The sequence below is a fragment of the Amycolatopsis plumensis genome (genome assembly GCF_042652605.1).
GTDB lineage: Bacteria > Actinomycetota > Actinomycetes > Mycobacteriales > Pseudonocardiaceae > Amycolatopsis > Amycolatopsis plumensis.
In genome coordinates this window covers 1,116,016-1,141,087 of the sequence record NZ_JBHSJY010000001.1, presented here as the reverse complement: position 1 = coordinate 1,141,087, position 25,072 = coordinate 1,116,016, and the positions used below count along the sequence as shown (strand labels likewise).

The window sequence follows — 25,072 nt, the reverse complement described above, 5'->3', positions numbered from 1 at the left end:
GCCGCATGCTTCCGGCCGTTTCGGCATCCACCCGGCGCAGTAGTGCACAGGCGAGGTTCGCATGGTGAACGAGAACAAGCTTCGCGAGTACCTGAAGCTGGTCACGGCGGATCTCCACGAGACCCGCCGCCGGCTCGAAGAGCTGGAGTCCGGCGCCCGCGAGCCGATCGCGATCGTCGGGATGAGCTGCCGGTTCCCCGGCGGCGTGCGGTCGCCGGAAGACCTGTGGGCGCTGCTGTCCGACGGCGTCGACGCGGTCGGGCCGTTCCCCGCGGACCGCGGCTGGGACCTCGACGCGCTGTACGACCCCGACGGTGCGCGGTCCGGCTCCAGCTACGTCGCCGAGGGCGGTTTCGTCGACGGTGTCGCGGAATTCGACCCGTCGCTGTTCGGGATGTCGCCGCGCGAGGCCACGGCGACCGACCCGCAGCAACGGCTGCTGCTCGAAGCGTCCTGGGAGCTGTTCGAGCGCGCCGGGATCGATCCGCTGTCGGTGAAGGGCAGCCCCGCGGGCGTGTTCATCGGCGCGGGCCCGTCGGGCTACGGCCACGGCGCGCAGGCGCAGGACGACGTCGAAGGCCACTTGCTGACCGGCAATTCCGGCAGTGTGCTGTCGGGCCGCATCTCCTACACCTTCGGGCTCGAGGGTCCGTCGGTCACCGTGGACACCGCGTGCTCCTCTTCGCTGGTGTCGCTGCACATGGCCGCGCAGGCGCTGCGGAACGGCGAGTGCTCGCTCGCGCTGGCCGGCGGCGTCATGGTGATGGCGGCCCCCGACGGTTTCGTGGAGTTCAGCAGGCAGGGCGGTCTCGCGCGCGACGGGCGGTGCAAGCCCTTCGCCGACGACGCCGACGGCACCGGCTGGGCCGAAGGCGTGGGCCTGGTGCTGGTCGAGCGGCTTTCGGACGCCCAGCGCCGCGGCCACCGCGTGCTCGCCCTGCTGCGCGGCTCCGCCGTCAACTCCGACGGCGCGTCCAACGGGCTTACCGCGCCCAACGGGCCCTCGCAGCAACGGGTCATCCGGCAGGCGCTCGCCGACGCGCGGCTGGGCATCGCCGACATCGACGCGGTGGAGGCGCACGGCACGGGCACCAAGCTCGGCGACCCGATCGAAGCGCAGGCCCTGCTCACGACCTACGGTCAGGGCCGCCAGGCCGCCGAGCCGCTGTGGCTCGGCTCGGTCAAGTCGAACTTCGGGCACGCGCAGACCGCCGCGGGCGTCGCCGGCGTGCTCAAGATGGTCCTGGCGCTCCAGCACGGGATCCTGCCGAAATCACTGCACGGCGACCGGCCGTCGACCGAGGTGGACTGGACCGCGGGGAACGTCCGGCTGCTCACCGAGGCCCGGCCGTGGCCGTCGACCGGCAGGCCGCGCCGCGCCGCCGTCTCGGCCTTCGGGGTGGGCGGCACCAACGCACACGTCGTGCTGGAGCAGGCGCCGGCCGCGGAAGCGGAGACGGGGGTCACCACCGCGTCTCCGGTGGTGCCGTGGCTGCTTTCGGGCAAGACCGCGGACGCCCTGCGCGCACAGGCGGGCGCTTTGCGATCCATTGTGGACATCGAAGATCCGGTGGCGGCGGGCTTCGCGCTGGCCTCGACGCGGGCGCGGCTGGATCACCGCGCGGTGATCCTGACCGACGATCGCGGCGCGGCGCTCGCCGCGCTGGCGGACGGCGAGTCGGCCCCGGGCGTCGTATCCGGTGTCGTGTCGGGTGGTCGTTCGGCGTTCCTCTTCTCCGGTCAGGGTGCGCAGCGCCCGGGCGCGGGCCGGGAGCTGTATGAGTCGTTCCCGGTGTTCGCCGATGTGGTGGACGCGGTGTGCACGCAGGTTGAAGGCCTGCGTGAGGTGATGTTCGGCGAGGACGCCGAACTCTTGAACCAGACGATGTATGCGCAGGCGGCGTTGTTCGCCGTCGAGGTCGGCTTGTTCCGGCTCCTCGAATCCTGGGGCATGACAACGGATTTCCTGGTCGGCCACTCGATCGGTGAGCTGGCGGCCGCGCACGTCGCGGGTGTGTTCTCGTTGGAGGACGCGTGTGTTCTGGTGGCGGCGCGTGGCCGGTTGATGCAGGCCCTGCCGAGTGGTGGGGTGATGGTGGCCGTGCAGGCCACCGAGGCTGAAGTGACTCCTCTGCTGGTCGAGGGCGTGTCGATCGCCGCGGTGAACGGTCCGTCCTCGGTGGTGCTCTCGGGTGACGAGGACGCGGTCGAGTCGGTCGTGGAGCAGTTCGAGGGCCGCAAAACTCGCCAGCTGTCGGTGAGCCATGCCTTCCACTCGGCCCGCATGGAGCCGATGCTCGAAGAGTTCCGCCGGGTCGCGGAAACCCTGACCTACCACGCTCCGACGATTCCCGTGGTGTCGAACGTGACCGGCGCCCTGGCCGAAGACCTGACCGCACCGGACTATTGGGTCCGGCACGTGCGCGGAACCGTCCGCTTCCACGACGGCGTGACTTACCTGGCCGAGCAGGGCGTGACCCGGTTCCTCGAACTGGGCCCGGACGGCGTGCTCACGGCGATGGCGGCGGAATCCGCCGAAGGCACGCTGGTCTCGGCGCTGCGCAAGGACCGCGCGGACGTCGAGAGCGTGCTCACCGCGGTGGCGTCGCTGTACGTCGTCGGGCACAAAGTGGACTGGACGGCGCTGTTCACCGGCACCGCCCGGGTCGACCTGCCCACCTACGCCTTCCAGCGACGGCGCTACTGGCTCGACGCGGCACCCGCCGCCCGGGAACCGGTCGCGAGCGGCGGCGCGGACGGCGAGTTCTGGGACGCCGTCGAACGCCGTGACCTCGACACGCTCAGCGCGGAACTCGGGCTCGGCGAGGCCGGCCGGAGCACCCTCGACGACCTCCTGCCCGTGCTGTCGTCGTGGCGCCGCCACCGCGACGAGCAGAGCCTGGTCGGCTCCTGGCGGTACCGGGTGACCTGGAAACCGCTCACCGGCGACCTCACCGCACCGGCCCGGGGCACCTGGCTGGTCGTGGCGCCCCCCGGCGAACCCGCCGGCCGGCTCGTCGCGGGCATGCGCGAGAACGGCCTGGCGGTCGTGTCCTTCCACCCCACCGAGACCAGCCGCGAAGCACTCGCGGCGCAGCTTCGCGAAGTGGCCGAGGCCAGAACCCCGTTCGACGGGGTGCTGTCCCTGCTGGGCCTCGACGAGAACCCGCATCCGGAGTTCCCCGAACTGGCCATGGGACTCACGCTGAGCGTCACGCTCCCGCAGGCGCTCGGCGACGCCGGGATCGACGCGCCGCTCTGGTGCGCGACCCGCGGCGCCGTCTCGGTCGGCCGCTGGGACGGCGTGCTCCGGCTGAGCCAGGCGACGCTCTGGGGCGTCGGCCGGGTGACCGGGCTCGAGTTCCCCGACCGCTGGGGCGGGTTGCTCGACCTGCCGGAGGAGCTCGACGCGCGCGCGGTGCGCCGGGTGTGCGGCGTGCTGGCCGGTGCCGGGGAAAACGACCAGGTCGCGGTGCGGCCCTCGGGCGTCTTCGGGCGACGGCTCAGCCGGGCCGAACCGGCGGGCGACCGGGTCTGGCAGCCGCACGGGACCGTGGTGATCACCGGGGGCACCGGCGCGCTGGGCGCGCGGGTCGCGCGGTGGGTCGCCGAGGCGGGCGCCGAGCACGTGGTGCTGTCGTCGCGGCGGGGCATGGACGCGCCGGGCGCGGCGGAGCTGAAGGCCGAGCTGGCGGAGACCGGCGTGCGGGTGAGCGTCATGGCCGCCGACGTCGCCGACCGCGAAGCGTGCCGGGCCCTGCTGGCCTCCGCGGGCCGGGACATCCCCGTGTCGGCGATCGTGCACGCGGCGGGCGTGCTGGACGACGGCGTGCTGGACTCCGTGACGCCCGAGCGGCTCGCGGGCGTGGTGCGGGCGAAGGCGCACGCGGCGCGGAACCTGCACGAGCTGTCGCTGGAGCTCGACCTGGAACTGGACGCGTTCGTGCTGTTCTCGTCGTTCGCCGGCACGGTCGGCGCGGCGGGACAGGGCAGTTACGCGGCGGCCAACGCCTTCCTCGACGGGCTGGCCGAGTACCGCGCGGCGTCGGGCCTCGCGGCGACGTCGATCGCCTGGGGGCCGTGGGCGGGCAGCGGCATGGCCACCGACGCGAAGGTCGACGCCCGGATGCGGCGCGGCGGCACGCCGCCGATGGCCGCCGAAACCGCGCTGCTGGCCCTGCGGCAGGCGGTCGCGCACGACACGTTCGTCGCCGTCGCCGACGTCGAATGGGAACGGTTCGCGCCCGGCTTCACCGCGGCCCGCCCGAGTGCGCTCATCGGCGACCTGCCCGAGGTCCGCCGGGTCTTCGCCGCCGCGGCCGCCGACGACACCGGGCACGGCCCCTCGTCCGTGCCGGACCGGATCGGCTCGCTGCCGGACGCCGAGGCCCGCCGCGCGCTGCTCGACCTGGTGCGCGCCCACGCCGCCGCGGTGCTCGGCCACGCCGGCCCCGAGCACATCGAGCCGGGCCGGGCGTTCCGCGACCTCGGCTTCGACTCGCTGACCGCCGTCGAGCTGCGCACTTCCCTGGGCGCGGCCACCGGGCTGCGGCTGCCGGCCACGATGGTCTTCGACTACCCGAACGCCACCGTCCTCGCCGGCTACCTCGCCGGGGAACTGCTGGGCGCGCCCGCGGACACCGGCGAGCAGCCGGCCGCGCCCGCCGGTCCCGGCACCGACGGCGATCCGATCGTGATCGTCGGGATGGGGTGCCGGTTCCCGGGCGGGGTGCGTTCGCCGGAGAGCCTGTGGGACCTGCTCGAAGCGGGTGCCGACGCGATGGCCCCGTTCCCGGCCGACCGCGGGTGGGACGGCGAGGGGGTCGGCGGGTTCGTCGACGGCGCCGCGGAGTTCGACGCGGACTTCTTCGGGGTTTCGCCGCGCGAGGCGGTGGCGATGGACCCGCAGCAGCGGCTGCTGCTCGAGACGTCGTGGGAAGCACTCGAAGACGCCGGCATCGATCCGCTGTCGCTGCGCGGCGGCCCGGTCGGCGTCTTCATGGGGTCGAACGGCCAGGACTACCCGTGGCTGCTGCTGGGCACCGACGCGGACTCCGGCGGGTTCGCGGGCACCGGCAACGCGGCGAGCGTGCTGTCCGGCCGGGTCGCGTACGTGCTGGGCCTGGAAGGACCCGCGGTCACGGTGGACACGGCGTGCTCCTCGTCGCTGGTGGCCCTGCACTGGGGCGCCGAGTCGCTGCGGTCCGGTGACTGCTCGCTCGCGCTGGTCGGCGGGGTGACCGTGATGTCGACGCCGGGCTCGTTCGTCGAGTTCGACCGGCAGGGCGGGCTGGCCCCCGACGGCCGGGTGAAGGCGTTTTCCGAGGACGCGGACGGCACGGCCTGGGCCGAAGGGGCCGGCGTGCTGGTCGTGGAGCGGCTGTCGGACGCCCGGCGCAACGGGCACACCGTGCTGGCGGTCGTGCGCGGCTCCGCGGTGAACCAGGACGGCGCGTCCAACGGCTTGACGGCGCCGAACGGCCCGTCGCAGCAGCGGGTGATCCGGGCGGCGCTGGCGTCGGCCGGCGTGAGCCCGTCCGATGTGGACGCCGTCGAAGCCCACGGAACCGGGACGACGCTGGGCGACCCGATCGAGGCGCAGGCGTTGCTGGCCACGTACGGGCGGGACCGGGAACAGCCGTTGTGGCTGGGGTCGGTGAAGTCGAACTTCGGGCACACGCAGGCGGCCGCGGGGGTCGCCGGCGTCATGAAGATGGTGCTCGCGCTGCGCCACGGCGTGCTGCCGAAGACCCTGCACGCGGACGAGCGGTCGTCGCACGTGGACTGGTCGGCGGGGGCCGTCGAACTGCTGACGCAGGACCGGCCGTGGCCGGCCGGCGACCGGCCGCGCCGGGCCGGTGTGTCGTCGTTCGGGCTCAGCGGAACCAACGCACACGTGATCCTGGAAGAAGCACCCGCGGTCGCCGCGGCCGGGCCGCCGGTTCCGGAGCGGGCGGACGGCCTGGTGCCGCTGGTGCTCTCGGCCCACGACGACGCGGCGCTGCGGGCCCAGGCCACCCGGCTGGCCGCGGTACTGGACGGAGCGGCACCGCCGCGGCTGGTGGACGCCGGGTGGTCGCTCGCGACGACGCGGGCCGCGCTCGGCTGCCGCGCGGTGGTGGTGGCGGCCGACCGGTCCGAAGCCCTGGCGGGGCTGGCTTCGCTGGCTGCCGGTGAGTCTTCCGCGGGTGTGGTGTCCGGTGTCGTGGCGGAGGGGAGCACGGCGTTCCTCTTCTCCGGTCAGGGTGCGCAGCGGCTCGGTGCGGGCCGGGAGCTGTATGAGTCGTTCCCGGTGTTCGCCGACGCGGTGGACGCGGTGTGTGCGCACGTGGACGGTGAGCTGGATCAGCCTCTGCGTGAGGTGATGTTCGGCGACGACGCCGAGTTGTTGAACCAGACCGTGTACACGCAAGCGGCGTTGTTCGCCATCGAGGTGGGTCTGTTCCGGTTGGTCGAGTCCTGGGGTGTCCGGCCGGACTTCCTGGTCGGGCATTCGATCGGTGAGCTGGCGGCGGCCCATGGTGCGGGCGTTCTGTCGCTGGAGGACGCGTGTGCGCTGGTGGCCGCGCGTGGCCGGTTGATGCAGGCGCTGCCTGCCGGTGGCGTGATGGTGGCCGTGCAGGCGACCGAGGCCGAGGTGACTCCTCTGCTGGTCGACGGCGTGTCGATCGCCGCGGTGAACGGCCCCTCCTCGGTGGTGCTCTCGGGTGACGAGAATGCGGTCGACGCGGTCGTCAAGCACTTCGAGGGCCGCAAGACCCGCCAGCTGGCGGTGAGCCACGCCTTCCACTCGGCGTTGATGGAGCCGATGCTGGCGGAGTTCCGCCGGGTCGCGGAGACCCTCACCTACCAGGCCCCGTCGATTCCGGTCGTGTCCAATGTGACCGGAACCTTGGCCGAAGACCTGACCTCGCCGGAGTACTGGGTCCGGCACGTCCGCGGAACCGTGCGGTTCCACGACGGCGTGACGTACCTCGCCGAGCACGGGGTCACCCGGTTCCTGGAACTCGGCCCCGACGGCGTGCTCACAGCGCTGGCGGCGGAATCCGTCGAGGGAACCCTGGTGTCCGCGCTGCGCAAGGACCGTGCCGAGGAGCGGAACGTGCTGACGGCAGTCGCGGCGCTCGCGGTGTCGGGACAGCACGTGGACTGGGCGCCGCTGTTCCCCGGTGCCCGCCGGATCGCCCTGCCCACCTACGCCTTCCAGCGACGGCGCTACTGGCCGGAGCGCGCGGCGAGCACCACCGCGGCGGGCGCGAACCCGGCCGACTCCGCGTTCTGGGCGGCCGTCGAAAGCGCGGACCTCGAAGCCCTCGCCGGCACCCTCGACGTGTCGGAAGAAACCACGCAGGAGTCGCTCCAGGCGCTGCTCCCGGCGCTCTCCTCCTGGCGCCGCAAGCAGGACCGGCAGGCGAGCATCGACGGCTGGCGCTACCGGATCGGCTGGCAGCCGGTCACCGGGCTCGAATCGGCCACTGTGGACAGTGCGCTGCCCGTCGTCGTTCCGCGGGGCGGGCTCGCCGCCGAGCTCGCCGCCGCCCTCGGCGGCACCGCGATCGAGTTCGGCACCCCCGGCTTCGCCGATCGCCTGCGCGACGCCGCCGAGACGTCCGGCCAGGGCGTCGTGCTCTCGCTGCTCGCCCTCGACGTCGAACCCCACCCCGGCAGCCCGGCCGTGCCCGCGGGACTCGCGGACACCGTGTCGTTGCTGCGGACCATCGAAGACGCCGGACTCGACGTGCGTGTCTGGTCGGTCACCACCGAGGCCGTCTCGATCGGCCGCTCCGACGAGCCGCCCGTGCCCGCGAAGGCCGCCGTCTGGGGCCTGGGCCGGGTGGCGGCGCTCGAACAGTCCCGCCGCTGGGCCGGGCTCGTCGACCTGCCCGCGCGGCCGGACGAGCGCGCGGTGCGCCGGCTGGCCGCCGTCCTCGCCGGCTCCGACGAGGACCAGCTGGCCATCCGCGACTCCGGCGTGTTCGCCCGCCGGCTCCGGCGCGCGAGCTTCCCCGGCACCGGGCCGGGCTGGACGCCGAGCGGAACCGTCCTGATCACCGGCGGCACAGGAGCGCTGGGCGCGCACGTCGCCCGCTGGGCCGCCGCGCGCGGGGCCGAGCACCTCGTGCTGACCGGACGCCGCGGCCCGGCCGCACCCGGCGTGGCGGAGCTCGAAGCCGAGCTCACCGCGCTCGGGACGCGGGTGACCGTCGCCGCCTGCGACGTCGCCGACAAGGCCGAACTGACCGCGCTCGTCGACCGCCTCCGCGCCGAGGGTGCGGACATCCGCGCGGTCGTGCACGCGGCGGGCGCCACCGAGGGCACCGCGCTGCTGGAATCCACTGTGGACGAACTGGCCGCCATGCTGCGGGCCAAGGCCCAGGGCGCCGCCCACCTCGACGAGCTGTTCGGCACCGAGCCGCTGGACGCGTTCGTCCTCTTCTCGTCGATCGCCGGGACCTGGGGCAGCGGCTGGCAGTCCGGCTACGCCGCCGCGAACGCGTTCCTCGACGCGCTCGCCGAGCGCCGCCGGGCGGCGGGACTCGCGGCGACCTCGATCGCCTGGGGCCCGTGGGGCGGCGACGGCATGGCCGCGTCGGACGGTGAACAGCAGCGCCTCGCGCGGCAGGGCCTGACCGTGCTCGACCCCGGGACCGCGCTCGACGCGCTGGCCCAGGCCGTCGGCACGGACGAGGCCACCTGCGTGCTCGCCGACGTCGACTGGGCGCGGTTCGTGCCCGGGTTCACCGCCGTGCGGACGAGCCCGCTGCTCGGCGCGCTTCCCGAAGCCGTCGCGGCCGTCGCGGCCGCACCCGTACCGTCTACTTCGGACGGCTCCGCGCTGCTGGCCAAGTTGCGGCCGCGCACCGAACGCGAGCGGGCCGACATCCTGCTGGACCTCGTCCGCACCGAGGTCGCCGCCGTGCTCGGGCACGGCACCGCCGGCGCGATCGCCGCCGACCGCGCGTTCCGGGACCTCGGCCTCGACTCGCTCACCGCGGTGGAGCTGCGCAACCGGCTCGCCGCCGAGACCGGCGTCGCCCTGCCCGCGGCGCTGGTGTTCGACTACCCGAACGCCGCCGCCCTCGCCGAGCACCTGCTGGGCGAGCTGCTCGGCTCCGCGAGCGCGGCCGGTCCCGCGCTGCCCCAGGCGCCGGTGGCCGACGACCCGATCGTCATCGTCGGCATGAGCTGCCGGCTGCCCGGCGGCGTCCGCGGCCCCGACGACCTGTGGCGCCTGGTCGCCGACGGCGCCGAGGGACTGTCGACCTTCCCGGCCGACCGCGGCTGGGACGTCGACGCGCTCTACGACCCCGAACCGGGCGTCGAGGGCAAGACCTACTCGGTGACCGGCGGTTTCCTCGACGACGCCGCGGAGTTCGACCCGCTGTTCTTCGGGATGAGCCCCAAGGAAGCGCTCGCCACCGACCCCCAGCACCGGCTGCTGCTGGAGACCGCGTGGGAGCTGTTCGAACGCGCCGGGATCGACCCGCACTCGCTGCGCGGCAGCCAGACCGGCGTGTTCGTCGGCGCGGGCGCGTCGGGCTACGGCGCCGGGCTCGCCGAAGTGCCCGACGGGCTGGCCGGCCACTTCCTCACCGGCAACTCCGGCAGCGTGGCCTCCGGCCGGATCTCCTACACACTCGGCCTCGAAGGGCCGACGCTGACCGTCGACACCGCGTGCTCCTCGTCGCTGGTCGCCCTGCACCTGGCCGCGCAGGCCCTGCGCGACGGCGAGTGCACGATGGCGATCGCCGGTGGCGTGACCGTGATGGCGACCCCCGCGTCCTTCCTCGAGTTCAGCCGCCAGCGCGGGCTGGCCGCCGACGGGCGTTGCAAGCCGTTCTCGGCCGCCGCCGACGGCACGGGCTGGTCCGAAGGGGCCGGGCTGCTGCTGGTCGAACGGCTCTCGGACGCGCGCCGCCACGGGCACACCGTGCACGCGATCCTGCGCGGTTCCGCGGTCAACTCCGACGGCGCGTCCAACGGCCTCACCGCCCCGAACGGACCCGCCCAGCAGCAGGTCATCCGCCGGGCGCTCGCCGACGGCGGCCTCTCGCCCGCCGACGTCGACGCGGTGGAGGCCCACGGCACGGGCACCACGCTCGGCGACCCGATCGAGGCCGGGGCCCTGCTGGCGACCTACGGCCAGGACCGCGAGCAGCCGTTGTGGCTCGGCTCGGTCAAGTCGAACATCGGGCACACGCAGGCCGCGTCCGGTGTCGCGGGCGTCATCAAGATGGTGCTGGCCATGCGCCACGGCGTGCTCCCGCCGAGCCTGCACGCCGCCGAACCCACCCCGCACGTCGACTGGTCCGCCGGCCACGTGCGCCTGCTCGCCGAGGCCACCCCGTGGCCCGAGCACGACCGGCCCCGGCGCGCCGGCGTCTCGTCGTTCGGGATCAGCGGCACCAACGCCCACGTCGTCATCGAAGCGCCCGCCGCCACCCCGGACGACCCCGAGGCCGCCGGCCGGACCGTGCCGCCGGTGCTCGCCTGGCCCGTCTCCGGCCGGACCGCGGCCGCCCTGCGCGCGCAGGCGGACCGGCTGCTGTCCGCCCTCGACGGGGCACCCGCGGCCGACCTCGCCCACGCGCTGGCCACGACCCGGTCGACGTTCGAGCACCGCGCCGTGGTGCTCGGGCGGGACACCGCCGACCTCGCGGACGGCCTCGAGGCGCTGCGGGCCGGTGCGAAGGCGCCCGGCGTGTTCAGCGGGACCGCGACGGCAGGCCGCACCGCGTTCCTCTTCTCCGGCCAGGGCTCGCAACGGCCCGGCATGGGCCGCGAGCTGTACGCCGCCTTCCCGGCGTTCGCCGACGCCTTCGACGCGGTCACCGCGCACCTGGACCTGCACCTCGACCGTCCACTGAAGACGGTCATGTTCGCCGAGCCGGACAGCGCGGACGCGGAGCTGCTGAGCCAGACCGCGTACACGCAGCCGGCGCTGTTCGCCATCGAGGTGGCGCTGTTCCGGCTCGTCGAGGCGTGGGGCGTGACCCCGGACCACCTCGTCGGCCACTCCATCGGCGAGCTCGCCGCCGCGCACGTCGCCGGGGTGCTCTCGCTGTCCGACGCGGCGAAGCTGATCGCCGCGCGCGGCCGGCTGATGCAGGCGCTGCCGGCCGGGGGCGCGATGGTCGCGCTGCAGGCTGCCGAACCCGAGGTCGTCGCCGCACTGGACGGCCGCGGAGCCGAGGTGTCCATCGCCGCGGTCAACGGCCCGTCGGCGGTCGTGATCGCCGGTGCCGAAGCGGCGACGCTGGAGGTGGCCGCCGGGTTCGAGGACCAGGGCCGGATGACGAAACGGCTGCGGGTGAGCCACGCGTTCCACTCGCCGCTGATGGCCCCGATGCTCGACGAGTTCCGCGCGGTCGCCGAGTCGCTGACCTACGGCGAGCCGTCGATCCCGATCCGCTCGAACGTCACCGGCGAGCCCGCGACCGCCCGCGAGCTCGGCAGTCCCGAGTACTGGGTGCGGCACGTCCGGGAAGCGGTGCGCTTCCACGACGGCGTCCGCGGCCTCGCCGAAGACGGCGTGACCCGGTTCGTCGAACTGGGCCCCGACGCCATCCTCACGCCGATGGCCGAGCAGTGCCTCGACCCGCTGCCGGCGGACACCGTGCTCGTGCCGCTGCTGCGCCGCGATCGCGGCGAGGCGGACGCGCTGCTCACCGCGCTGGCCCGGCTGCACGTCAGCGGCCTGGCCCCCGACTGGGGCACGCTGCTCGGCGGCCCCGGCGCCCGGCGCGTGGAGCTGCCGACCTACGCCTTCCAGCACGAGCGGTACTGGCTCGAAGCCGCCGACGGCGGCGGCGACCCGGCCACCGCGGGGCTGGGCGCCTCCGGGCACCCGCTGCTCGGCGTCGTCACGGCGGTCGCGGGGTCCGGGGAGACGCTGTTCAGCAGCCGGCTGTCCGTGCGGTCCCAGCCGTGGCTGGCCGACCACGTCGTCGGCGGCCGGATTCTGTTCCCCGGCACCGGTTACGTCGAGCTCGCGCTGGGCGCCTGCGAGGTGCTCGGCTGCGACGGCGTCGAGGAACTGGTCCTCGAAGAGCCGCTGACGCTGCCCGAGACCGGCGCGATCCGGCTGCAGGTGCGCACCGGCGCTCCCGACCCGGCCGGCATCCGGTCGTTCGCCGTGTACTCCCGCCACGAAGACGGGGACGGCACGTGGGCGCGGCACGCGAGCGGCACGCTCCTGCGCGAGGTCGCCGAGCGCACCGGAACCGCACTGGCCGAGTGGCCGCCGCCGGGCACCGTGGCGATCCCCGTCGACGACCACTACGACCGGCGCGCCGACGGCGGGTTCGACTACGGTCCGGCCTTCCGCGGACTGCGGGCGGCCTGGCGGCTCGGCACCGTCGTCTACGCCGAGGTCGCGCTGCCCGAGTCCGCCGGCGCGGCCGGGTTCGGCCTGCACCCCGCGCTGCTCGACGCGGCGCTGCAGGCGCTGGCCTTCCTGCCCGCCGGCGACGGGGCGAGCGGACCGAGGCTGCCGTTCTCCTGGCGCGGGATCACCCTCGGCGCGCCCGGGGCGACCGCGCTGCGCGTGCGGCTTTCGCCATCGGACAACGGGGTCGCCGTCACGCTCGCCGACCCGGCGGGCCGCTTCCTCGCCGCGGCCGACGAGCTCGTGCTGCGCACCGTCTCGGCCGGGCAGCTGGCCGCGTCCGGGGACGCCGGCCGCGGCGCGCTCTACCGGCTGGACTGGCAGCCGGCCGAGGGCGGGGTCACGCCGGTCCTGCTCGACACCGGCCTCGCGGCACTGGAGCGGACGGCCCCGGTTGCCGCGGCAGTGTCCACAGTGGAGGAAATCGCCTCGCTCGCCGAAGCGTGGCTGGCCGAACCCGCGTTCGCGGGGGAGACGCTGACGTTCGTCACCACCGGGGCCGGTGCGGACGGCGAGTGGACCGAGGACGGTGCCGCGCTCTGGGCCCGCGTCCGCGCCGCCGAGGCCGCACACCCCGGCCGGTTCGCCGTGGTCGACACGGACGAGACGGCGGTCGTGGTCCCCGGCGAGCCGGAAGCCGTGGTGCGGCAGGGCGAAGTGCTCGTCTCACGGCTGGTGCGCGCCGCCGTCGAGGCCGTCGAACCGGGCGGCCCGGTGCTGCTCGCGGACGCCGGTGCCGACGCCGTGGCGGCCCCGCTCGCCCGGCGGCTGCGCGCCCTCGGCCACGAAACCGTGCTGCTCGCCGCCGGTTCGGTGCAGCGCGCGGCGGAGCTGGGCACCGAACTCGACGGCCTCGACGGGGTTTCCGTCGTCGAGACTGACCTCGCCGACGCCGCGTCGGTGTCGGCGCTGGTGACCGAGCACGCCGTGACCACCATCGTCCACACGGGAACGGATCCCGGGACGCTGCGAGCCGTGGAAACGGTGATCCCGGCGTCGGCGCGGCTGCTGCTCTTGGCGGCCGGACCGTCGGCTTCGGCCGACGCGCTGGCGCGGCGGCGTCGCGCGGCCGGCGGGTCCGCGGTCGTGGTCCGGCTCGACGCGGCGGACCGGCCGTGGCTGCGCCCGCTCACCGCCGACGACCTCGCGGTGCTCGCCGCCCGGGCGCTCGGAGCGGCCGATTCGCCGGTGCTGCCGCTGGACGTCGACCAGAGCGTCCTCGGGGGGCAGGCGGTCCCCGCGCCGCTGCGCGCGCTCGTGCGCCGGGCCCGGCCCGTGCCGGAGACCGTCGTCGGCGACGCCGGGGTCGGCCTGCGCGAGCGGCTCGTCGCCGTCGACGCCGAAGACCGGCACACCCTGCTGCTCGACCTCGTGCGCGAGCAGGCCGCGATCGTGCTCGGCTACCCGGGACCGGAGACGGTGGAGCCCGGCCGGGCGTTCCGCGACCTCGGCTTCACGTCGCTGAGCGCGGTCGAGTTCCGCAACGCGCTGAACGAGGTCACCGGGCTCCGCCTGGCCGCGAGTCTCGTGTTCGACTACCCGACGCCGGCCGGGCTCGCCCGGCACCTCGAGGAGGAGCTCCTCGGCGCCGCGGCGGGCGCGAGCGTGCCCGCGGTGACCGCGGCCGCCGCCGACGACGACGACCCGATCGTGATCGTCTCGATGGCCTGCCGCTACCCGGGCGGCATCCGCACGCCCGAGCAGCTGTGGGAGGTCGTCGCGGCCGGGTCCGACGAGATCACCGGGTTCCCGGCCGACCGCGGCTGGGACCTCGACGCCCTCTACGACCCCGACGGCCAGACCCCGGGCACCTGCTACACGCGCGAAGGCGGCTACCTGCACGACGCGAGCGAGTTCGACGCCGCGTTCTTCGGGATCAGCCCGCGCGAGGCGGTGGCGATGGACCCGCAGCAGCGGCTGCTGCTGGAGATCAGCTGGGAGGCGCTGGAACGCGCTGGACTGACCCAGGAGGCGTTGCGGGGCAGTAAAACCGGCGTGTTCGCCGGGGTGACCTACCAGGACTACGGCTCGCTGCTCATGCACGCGGTCGAAAGCGCCGAAGGCATGCTCGGCACGGGCAACTCGCCGAGCGTGCTGTCCGGCCGGGTCGCCTACACCCTCGGTCTCGAAGGACCCGCCGTCTCGATCGACACGGCCTGTTCGTCGTCGCTGGTCGCCCTGCACTGGGCCGCGCAGGCGCTGCGCGCGGGCGACTGCACGCTCGCGCTGGCCGGCGGCGTGACCGTGATGTCGAGCCCGGTTTCCCTCATCGAGTTCAGCGCGCAGAAGGCGCTGGCCCCCGACGGGCGCTGCAAGCCGTTCTCGGCCGACGCCGACGGCGCGAGCTGGGCCGAGGGCGCCGGTGTCCTGCTGCTCGAACGGCTCTCGGACGCCCGGCGCAACGGGCACCGCGTGCTCGCCGTGGTCAAGGGGAGCGCGCTCAACTCCGATGGCGCGTCCAACGGGCTGACCGCGCCGAACGGACCTTCGCAGCAGCGGGTCATCCGGCACGCGCTCGGCAACGCGGGCCTGGCCCCCGCCGACGTCGACGTGCTGGAGGCGCACGGGACGGGCACCGCGCTCGGCGACCCGATCGAGGCGGGCGCCGTGCTCGCGACCTACGGCAAGGACCGGCCGGCGAACCGGCCGCTGTGGATGGGCTCGCTCAAGTCCAACATCGGGCACTCCCAGGCGGCCGCGGGCGTCGGCGGCGTGATCAAGATGGTGCAGGCGATGCGGCACGGCATCGTCCCGCCGACCCTGCACGCCGAAACGCCGACCCCGCACGTCGACTGGTCCTCGGGTGCCGTGGAGCTGGCGACCGAAGCCCGGCCGTGGCCCGAGACCGGCGCGCCGCGGCGCGCGGGCGTCTCGTCGTTCGGCATGAGCGGCACCAACGCGCACGTGATCATCGAGTTGGCCCCGGAGGAGCCGGCGCGGCAGTTCGAGCCGGCGGGCGGCACGGTCGCCTGGCCGATCTCGGCTCGGTCGGCCGGTGCCCTGCGGGCGCAGGCCGAGCGGCTGCTGTCCGTGGTGGACTCCGTGGACGGCCTGGACCCCGCCGCGATCGGCAAGATGCTGGCGACGGGCCGCACGCACTTCGAGCACCGCGCGGTGCTCGTCGGCGACGGCGTCACCGGATTCCGGCGCGCGCTGCGGGCCCTGACCGGTGAGCGCGCCGACAGCGGCCTGGTCACCGGGGTCACCGCCGCGCGCGGCAAGGCCGTGTTCGTGTTCCCCGGCAAGCGGGCGAGCTGGCACGGCATGGCGGCGGACCTGCTGGCCGAGTCGGCCGTGTTCGCCGACCGGCTCGGCGAGTGTTCCGACGCCGTCGCCGAGGCCACCGGCTGGTCGGTCCTCGACGTGCTGCGCGGCGGGGAAGGCGCTCCCGCGGCCGATCGGATCGACGTGGCGGAGGCGTGCGCGTTCGCGGTGTCGGTGGCGCTGGCCGACCTGTGGCGTGCCCACGGCGTGCGGCCGTCGGCGGTGCTCGGCTACGGCGACGGCGAACTCGCCGCGGCCTGCGTGGCGGGCGCGCTTTCCCTGCGTGACGCGGTGAAGGTGCTCGTCGCCCGCGGCCGGGTGCTGACCGGCGCGACGGAAACGGCCGCGGCGGCCCACGTGGTGCTGGCCCGTGCCGAATTGGACGTGCTGCTCGGCGAGACCGGCGGCCGGGTGCGGCTCGCGGCCTCGCACGGGCCCGCGGAGGCCATCGTCTCCGGGGACCCGGGCGCGATCGAGGAGTTCATCGAGGCGTGCCGGGCTCGCGGCGGGCAGGCCCGTTCCGTGAGCGGCGGCCCCCTGCCGGACCCCGCCGCGGCCGACCGGCTGCAGGCGGAGCTCGACGGTCTCGAAACCACCGAACCGCGGGTGCCGGTCGTCTCGACGGTGACCGGCGCCCCGGTGGACGTGCTGGACGCCGGGTACTGGGCCCGCGCCATCGGCGCCCCGGTCCTGCTCGACGCCGCCGTGCTCGCGGCGACGCGCGAAGCGGGCGTGTTCGTCGAGGTGAGCGCCGACGCGGTGCTCACGACGGCGGTCGGGGACGTGGCCCGCACGGCGGCCGAGGACGAGCCCGGGCCGCTGGTGGCCGGCACCCTCCGCCGCACGCAGGGGGACCTGAGGCGGTTCCTGCTGTCCCTCGGCGAGCTGCACTGCGGCGGCTTCGCGGTCGACTGGACCCCGGTGTTCGCCGGTCGCGAGCTGCCCGACGTCGACCTGCCCACCTACGCCTTCCAGCACCAGCGGTTCTGGCCGACGTTCCCCGAGCCGGGCAGTACCTCGGACGGCAACCGCGCGGCCGACCCGGCCGACGCGCGGTTCTGGGACGCCATCGAGTCCGAAGACCTCGGCTCGCTCGCCGAAACCCTGGACCTCGACCGGGCGGCGCTGGAACCAGTGCTGCCCGCGCTGTCCTCGTGGCGGCGGCGCCGCCACGAAGAGTCCACATTGGACAACCTGCGCTACCGGGTGAGCTGGCGGCCCGTCACCGATCCGGCCGCTCCCGAGCTGCCGGGGACCTGGCTGCTGGTCACCGGCGCGGACACCGGCGACTGGGCGACGGCCGCGGCCGAAGCGCTCACCGCGCACGGCGCCGAGGTCGAACGGCTCACCGCGGGCACCGACCGCGCCGAGCTGGCCCATGCCGTCCGCGACGCGGCGGGCGGCCGCACCCTCGGCGGCGTGCTTTCGCTGCTGGCACTGGACGAGACGGCCGAGGACGGTCACCGCGAGCTTCCCGCCGGCCTGGCCCGCACGGCCACGCTCGTGCAGGCGCTCGGGGACGCCGAGGTCGACGCGCCGCTGTGGTGCGCCACGCGGGGTGCCGTCTCCACCGGCCGCGCGGACTCGCTCGACCACCCGGCGCAGTCGCTCGTGTGGGGTCTCGGCCGGGTCGCCGCCCTCGAACACCCCGAGCGCTGGGGTGGTCTCGTCGACCTGCCCGCGCGTCCCGACCGCCGCTCCGCCCGCCGCCTCGCGGCCGCGCTCACCGGGATCGACGGCGAGGACCAGCTCGCGGTGCGTGCGTCCGGCATCTTCGGGCGGCGGCTCGTCCGGGCGCCGCTCGGCGGCACGGGCACCGACGGCACCTGGTCGCCGTCCGGCACCGTGCTCGTCACCGGTGGCACCGGCGCGCTCGGCGCGCACATCGCCCGGTGGCTGGCCCACGAGGGTGCCCGGCACCTGCTGCTGACCAGCCGCCGGGGCACGGACGCCCCGGGGGCCGCGGAACTCGAAGCCGAGCTCGCCGCGCTCGGGGTCGGCGTGACGATCGCCGCGTGCGACGCCGCCGACCGCGACAGCCTGGCGGCGACGTTGTCCCTGGTGCCCGCCGAGCACCCGCTGACCGCGGTCGTGCACGCGGCCGGCGTGCTCGACGACGGCATGCTCGACTCGATGACGCCGGACCGGCTGGCCGGCGTGCTGCGGGCGAAGTCGTACGCGGCACTCAACCTGCACGAGCTGACCCGGACCGCCGAGCTGTCGGCGTTCGTCCTGTTCTCCTCGACCGCGGGTGTCTGGGGCGGCCCCGGCCAGTCCAACTACGCCGCCGCCAACGCGTTCCTCGACGCGCTCGCCGAGCACCGGCGCGGGCTCGGCCTCACCGCGACGTCGATCGCGTGGGGGCCGTGGGCCGAGAGCGGGATGGCCGACCACGCGGCGCTGCTGCAGCGCCAGCGCCGGGGCGGCATCCTCGCGCTGGAGGTCGAGCAGGCGTTCGCCGCGTTGCGGCAGGCGCTCGACCACGACGACACGTGCGTGACCGTCGCGGGCGTCGACTGGGCGCTCTACGCGCCGGGCTTCGGCACGCTGCGGCCGAGCCGGCTCATCGAGGGCGTGCCGGAGGCGAAGCGCGCGCTGGAGCTGACCGCGGAGGCGTCCGGCGATCCGGACGCCGGCGGTTCGGCGCTGTCGGCGCGGCTCGCCGGGCTGTCCGAGGCCGAGCGGGAGCGGGAGCTGCTCGACATCGTGAAGCTGTTCGTCTCCGGTGTCCTCGGGTTCGACGGCGCCGACGAGGTCGACGCCGCACGGGCCTTCAGCGACATCGGCTTCGACTCGCTGACCGCGGTGGAGCTGCGCAACCGGCTCAGCTCGCTGACGGGGGTCCGGCTCCCGTCGACGCTGATCTTCGACTACCCGACGCCGACCGCGCTGGCCCGCTACCTGCGTGGCGAGCTGGTCGCCGACGACGCGCCCGCCGCCGAACCCCCGGCCGCGGTCACCGCGCAGCCCGCCGACGACCCGATCGTCATCGTCGGCATGAGCTGCCGGTTCCCCGGCGACGTCCGCTCGCCCGAGCAGCTGTGGGACCTGCTCGCCGAGGGCGGCGACGCCATCACGGAGTTCCCCGCCGACCGCGGCTGGGACCTCGACGCGATCTACAACTCGGACGCCGACAACACCGGCACGAGCTACGTGCGCTCCGGCGGTTTCGTCGGCGACGCCACGCAGTTCGACGCCGCGTTCTTCGGGATCAACCCGCGCGAGGCACTGGCCATGGACCCGCAGCACCGGCTGCTGCTCGAAACCTCGTGGGAGGCCCTCGAGCGCACCGGGATCGACCCCACGACCCTGCGCGGCAGCCGGACCGGTGTCTTCGCCGGGGCCACCGGCCAGGACTACACGCCGCTGCTGGCGATGTCCGACCACGACGTCGAGGGCTACGTCATGACGGGCAACTCGGGCAGCATCCTGTCCGGGCGCATCGCCTACACCCTCGGCCTGGAAGGCCCGGCGGTCACCGTCGACACGGCCTGCTCGTCGTCGCTGGTCGCCCTGCACTGGGCGGCGCAGGCGCTGCGCAACGGCGAATGCGAGCTGGCGCTGGCGGGCGGGGTCACGCTGATGTCCACGCCGTCGTCGTTCGTGCAGTTCAGCCGTCAGCGCGGGCTCGCCCTCGACGGGCGGTGCAAGCCGTTCTCGGAGAGCGCCGACGGCACGGGCTGGGCCGAAGGCGCCGGGATCCTGGTGCTGGAACGGCTTTCCGCCGCCCAGCGCCTCGGCCACCCCGTCCTGGCGGTGGTGAAGGGCTCGGCGATCAACTCCGACGGCGCGTCGAACGGCCTGACCGCGCCGAACGGTCCCTCGCAGCAGCGGGTGATCCGGGACGCGCTGGCCACCGCCGGTCTTCGCCCGTCCGATGTGGACGCGGTCGAGGCGCACGGCACCGGCACCGTGCTCGGCGACCCCATCGAGGCGCAGGCCCTGCTCGCCACCTACGGCCGCGACCGGGACCGGCCGCTGTGGCTGGGCTCGGTGAAGTCCAACGTCGGGCACACGCAGGCCGCGGCGGGCGTGGCCGGGGTGATGAAGATGGTGCTGGCGCTGCAGCACGAGCTGCTGCCGCGGACGCTGCACGTCACCGAGCCGTCGTCGCACGTCGACTGGTCGGCCGGCGACGTGGCCCTGCTCACCGAGCCGGTGCCGTGGCGGGCGAACGGGACGCCGCGCCGGGCCGGGATCTCCTCGTTCGGGCTCAGCGGCACCAACGCGCACGTGATCGTCGAGCAGGCGCCGCCCGCGGAACCCGTCCGGGCCGTGCCCGAGCGGCAGCCGTCCGGGCCGGTGCCGTGGCTCGTGTCCGCGGCGACCGCCGACGGTCTCGCGGCCCAGGCGGCGCGGCTGCGGGCCGCCTGCGAGGACGCCGATCCGCTCGACGTCGCCTACACCCTGGCCACCGCGCGCTCGTCGTTCGAGCACCGGGCGGCGATCGTGGCCACCGAGCCGGCGGAGTTCCTGGCCGCGCTGGACGCACTGGCCGGGGGAGGACCCGCGGAGGTCATCCGGGGCGTCGCGGCGCCGGACGCGCGTTCGGCGTTCCTCTTCTCGGGCCAGGGCGCGCAGCGGGCGGGCATGGGCCGTGAGCTCTACGCCACCTTCGACGTGTTCGCCGACGCCCTCGACGCCGTGTGCGCGCAGCTCGACGCCGAGTTCGACGCCGCGGGCGGGGTCGCCGACCGGCCCCTGCGCGAGGTGCTCTTCGCCGAACCGGACGGGCCCGAGGCGGAAACGGCCGCGCTGCTCGACCAGACGGTCTACACGCAGGCGGCGCTGTTCGCCGTCGAGGTCGCGCTGTACCGGCTCGTCGAGTCGTGGGGCCTGACCCCGGCCTACCTGGTGGGCCACTCGATCGGCGAGCTGGCCGCGGCCCACGTCGCGGGCGTGCTCTCGCTGCCCGACGCCGCGAAGCTGGTCGCCGCGCGCGGCCGGCTGATGCAGGCGCTCCCGGCCGGAGGCGCGATGATCGCGATCCAGGCGACCGAGGACGAAGTCTCGCCGCTGCTGACGGATCCGGTGTCGATCGCGGCGGTCAACGGTCCCGCGTCGGTCGTGGTCTCCGGGACCGAGGCGGCGGCCGAGGCGATCGCGGAGCACTTCCGCGCGGCCGGCCGCAAGACCCGGCGGCTCACGGTGAGCCACGCGTTCCACTCGCCGTCGATGGAGCCGATGCTCGCCGAGTTCCGCCGGGTCGCCGAGAGCCTGACGTTCGAGCAGCCGCGGCTGCCGGTCGTGTCGAACGTGACCGGGACACTGGCGACGGCCGAGGAGCTGACCTCGCCGGAGTACTGGGTCCGGCACGTCCGCCAGGCCGTCCGGTTCCACGACGGCCTGCGCTACCTCGCCGGGCACGGGGTGACGCGGTTCCTCGAACTCGGCCCGGACGCCGTGCTCACCGCGCTGGCCGCGGACTGCGTGGACTCCGGCGCGGTGCTCGTGCCCGCGCTGCGCCGGGACCGCACCGAGGTCACCGGGATCACGACGGCCGTCGCCACGCTGCACGTCCACGGGATGTCGCCGGACTGGGCCGCGTTCTTCGCGGGCCGGGACGCGCGCCGCGTCGCCCTGCCCACCTACGCCTTCCAGCGCCGCCGGTTCTGGCCGACGGCGTCGGCGCTGGGCTTCGGCGACGTCCGCGCGGCCGGGTTCGGTGCGGCGGGCCACCCGCTGCTCGGGGCGGCCGTGCCGCTCGCGGCCTCGGACGGCCACCTGTTCACCTCCCGGCTGTCGGTGCAGACCCAGCCGTGGCTGGCCGACCACGCCGTGCAGGGCCGGATCCTGTTGCCGGGAACGGCGTTCCTGGAGCTGGCGATCCGCGCCGGGGACGAGGTCGGCTGCGGCCGCGTGGCCGAGCTGACGCTGGCCGCCCCGCTGGTGCTGCCCGAGCACGGCGGCGTGCAGCTGCAGGTCGTCGCCGGCGAGCCGGACGAGCACGGCAGCCGGTCGCTCACCGTCCACTCTCGACCCGAGAAGGCGGGCGCGGAAGCGCCGTGGACGCTGCACGCCACCGGTGTCCTCGACACCGGGGCCGTCGAGCCGGCGGACCGGCTCGACGCGTGGCCGCCGGCGGGCGCGGAAGCACTTGACGTCGAGGGCTTCTACGAGATGTATGCCCGCAGCGGGTTCGCCTACGGCCCGGCGTTCCAGAGCATGCGGGCGGCGTGGCGCATCGGCGACGACGTCTTCGCGGAGCTGGCGTTGCCCGAGGCGCAGCAGGAGGCGGCCGGCGGCTTCGGCCTGCACCCCGCGCTGCTCGACGCCGCGCTGCACCCGCTGGTGTTCCTCCCACTCGAAGGCTCGGGCCGCAGCAGGCTCCCGTTCTCCTGGAGCGGGGTGTCGCTGCACGCGGGCGGCGCGGCGACTGCGCGGGTGCGGCTCGCGCAGGCCGGTCCCGACGCGCTCGCGCTGACCGTGTGGGACGCGGCCGGCCTGCCCGTCGCGTCGATCGAGTCGCTGGCGATGCGGGAGATCTCGGGGGAGGCGCTGCAGACCGCGCCGTCGGCACCGGAATCGCTCTACCGCCTCGACTGGAGCCCGATCGAACCGGGCGGGACCACGGGCTCGGCGTCGTTCGCCGTGCTCGGCGCCGACGACCTCAAGCTGGCCGCCGAGCTGACCCGCACCGGTGCCGCGGTCACGGCCTGCCCTGACCTGGCCGCGCTCGCCGGGGACACCGTGCCGGCCGTCGTGCTGGTGCCGTGCGTGACCAACGGCCACGCGACCGGTGACCTGCCCGCGGACGTCCGCGCGGCGACCTACCGGCTGCTGGACCTGCTGCAGGACTGGGTTTCCGACGAGCGGTTCGAGGCCTCGACGCTGGTCGTCGTGACCCGGGGCGCGGTCGCGCGCGACGGCGAGGACGTCCGTGACCTCGCGTCCGCGCCGGTCTGGGGCCTCGTGCGGTCGGTGCAGACCGAGCAGCCGGGCCGCGTGCTGCTGGTCGACGTCGACGACGAGCCCGCCTCGATCGAGGCGTTGCCCTCGGCACTCGGCTGCGGTGAGCCGCAGCTGCTGCTGCGCGCGGGGATCGCCCACGTGGCGAGGCTGGCGAAGCCGTCCGCGGGCGCACTGGTGCCCCCGCCGGACGCGCCGTCCTGGCGGCTGGACATCGGGCAGCGGGGCACGCTGGAGAACCTCCGGCTGCAGCCCGCCCCCGAAGCCGTCGGCGAGCTGCTGCCCGGGCACGTGCGGATCGCCGTGCGCGCCGCGGGCGTCAACTTCCGCGACGTGCTGAACGCGCTCGGGATGTACCCCGGCGAGGTCGGCGCGATGGGGCTCGAAGGCGCCGGCGTGATCACCGAGGTCGCCCCGGACGTCACCGGGTTCGCGGTCGGCGACCGCGTGCTCGGCATGTTCGGCGGCGCGTTCGGCCCGCTCGTGCAGGCCGATCACCGGATGGTGGCGCGCATCCCGGACGACTGGTCGTTCGTGACGGCCGCTTCGATCCCGCTGGCCTACCTGACCGCCTACTACGCGCTGGTCGACCTCGGCGGGGTCCGGCCGGGCGAGTCGGTGCTCGTGCACGCCGCCGCGGGCGGCGTCGGCATGGCGGCGGTGCAGCTGGCCCGGCACCTCGGGGCGGAGGTCTACGGCACGGCGAGCGCGGGCAAGCACGACGCGCTGCGCGAACTCGGCCTCGCCGAGGACCACATCGCGTCGTCGCGTTCGCTCGGCTTCGCGGCGGAGTTCGCGGCGCCCGGGGGCCGCGGGATGGACGTGGTGCTGAACTCGCTCGCGGGTGAGTTCGTCGACGCCTCGCTCGGGCTGCTGTCTCCCGGCGGCCGGTTCCTCGAGATGGGCAAGACCGACGTGCGCACCGGCGACGAGGTCGCCGCCGCCCATGAAGGGGTGCGCTACCAGGCCTTCGACCTCGTCGAGGCGGGTCCGGAGCGCATCGGGCGGATGCTCGCCGAGCTGGTCGAGCTGCTGCGGGGCGGCGCGCTGCGCCCGCTGCCGATCGCCACGTGGGACGTGCGGCGCGCCCCCGAGGCGTTCCGGTTCATGAGCCAGGCCAAGCACATCGGCAAGGTCGTGCTGACGATGCCGCGGCCGCTCGACTCGCAAGGCACGGTCCTCGTCACCGGCGGTACCGGTGGCCTCGGCAGCGAGCTGGCCCGCCACCTCGTCACCGAGCGCGGCGTCCGCCACCTGCTGCTGACCAGCCGCTGCGGGCTCGAGGCCGACGGTGCCCCGGAACTGGCCGAAGAACTCGCCGGGCTCGGCGCCGAGGTCACGATCGCGGCCTGCGACGTCGCGGACCGGGCGGCGCTCGCGACCGTGCTGGCCGGGGTGCCCGCCGAGCACCCGCTGACCGCGGTGGTGCACACCGCGGGCGTCGTCGACGACGGGCTGCTCGCCTCGCTCGACCACGAGCGGCTCGACCGGGTGCTGCGGCCGAAGCTCGACGCCGCGGTCAACCTGCACGAGCTCACCCGGGACGCCGAGCTGGCCGCCTTCGTGCTGTTCTCCGGCGCCGCGGGCCTGTTCGGCGGCGCGGGCCAGGGCAACTACGCGGCGGCGAACGTCTTCCTCGACGCCTTCGCCGTGCGGCGGCACCGCAGCGGGCTGCCCGCCACGGCGCTCGCGTGGGGCCCGTGGGGCCAGGGCGCCGGGATGACGAGCAAGCTCACCGAAGCCGACCTCGCCCGGATGGCGCGCGGCGGGATGCGTCCGCTCACCGTGGAGCTGGGCCTGTCGCTGTTCGACGCGGCACTCGCCACCGACGAGCCGGCGCTGCTGCCGATGGACCTCGACGCGGCCGCGCTGCGGGAGCAGGGCGAGGCCCTCGCGCCGCTCTACCGGGGCCTGGTCAAGACGCCGTCGAGGCGCAGCGCCCAGTCCGCGGGCACCGCGGACGTCGCCGGTTCGCTGGCGAAGGCGCTCGGCGGGATGGCCGAGGCGGAGCGGGCCGAGGCGCTGGTCGAGCTCGTGTGCGGTCAGGTCGCCGCGGTGCTCGGGCACGCCTCGGCCGGGGACATCGAGCCGGAGCGGTCGTTCAACGAGCTCGGTTTCGACTCGCTGACCTCGGTCGAGCTGCGCAACCGGCTCGGCGCCGCGGCCGGGCTCCGGCTGCCGGCGACCCTCGTCTTCGACTACCCGACCCCGACCGCGCTCGCGGGCTACCTGCTCGGCGAGATCGTGCCGGAGGAGGAACCGGCCGCCGAGCGCGCGCTCGGCGAGCTGGACCAGCTGGGCGGCCTGCTCTCCCGGGTCGCCGCCGACGACGGGCTGCGCTCGGCGATCACGCGCAAGCTCGAGGACCTGCTCGGCCGGTGGAGCGGCAGCGGCGCGCCGTCGGACGGCGGCGGAGACGGCGACGTGGCGGCCGCGAGTGCCGACGAGCTGTTCGACCTGATCGACAAGGAGTTCGGGTCCTGAGGGTGCCCGGCGAGAAAGGTGACGAAC

The 25,072-nt window shown here is 75.2% G+C and carries 1 protein-coding gene; it reads left to right on the top strand.

From position 1 onward, the window contains the following. Positions 1-61 precede the first annotated feature (61 nt). On the top strand, positions 62-25,045 hold the full coding sequence (locus ACFPLC_RS05340) for a type I polyketide synthase (protein WP_378188793.1): 24,984 nt from the start codon (positions 62-64) through the stop codon (positions 25,043-25,045). The last annotated feature ends 27 nt before the right edge of the window (positions 25,046-25,072 follow it).

Excerpts from the sequence above, each read along its gene's own strand:
- ACFPLC_RS05340 (WP_378188793.1), top strand. The coding sequence starts at position 62 with ATGGTGAACGAGAACAAGCTTCGCGAGTACCTGAAGCTGGTCACGGCG.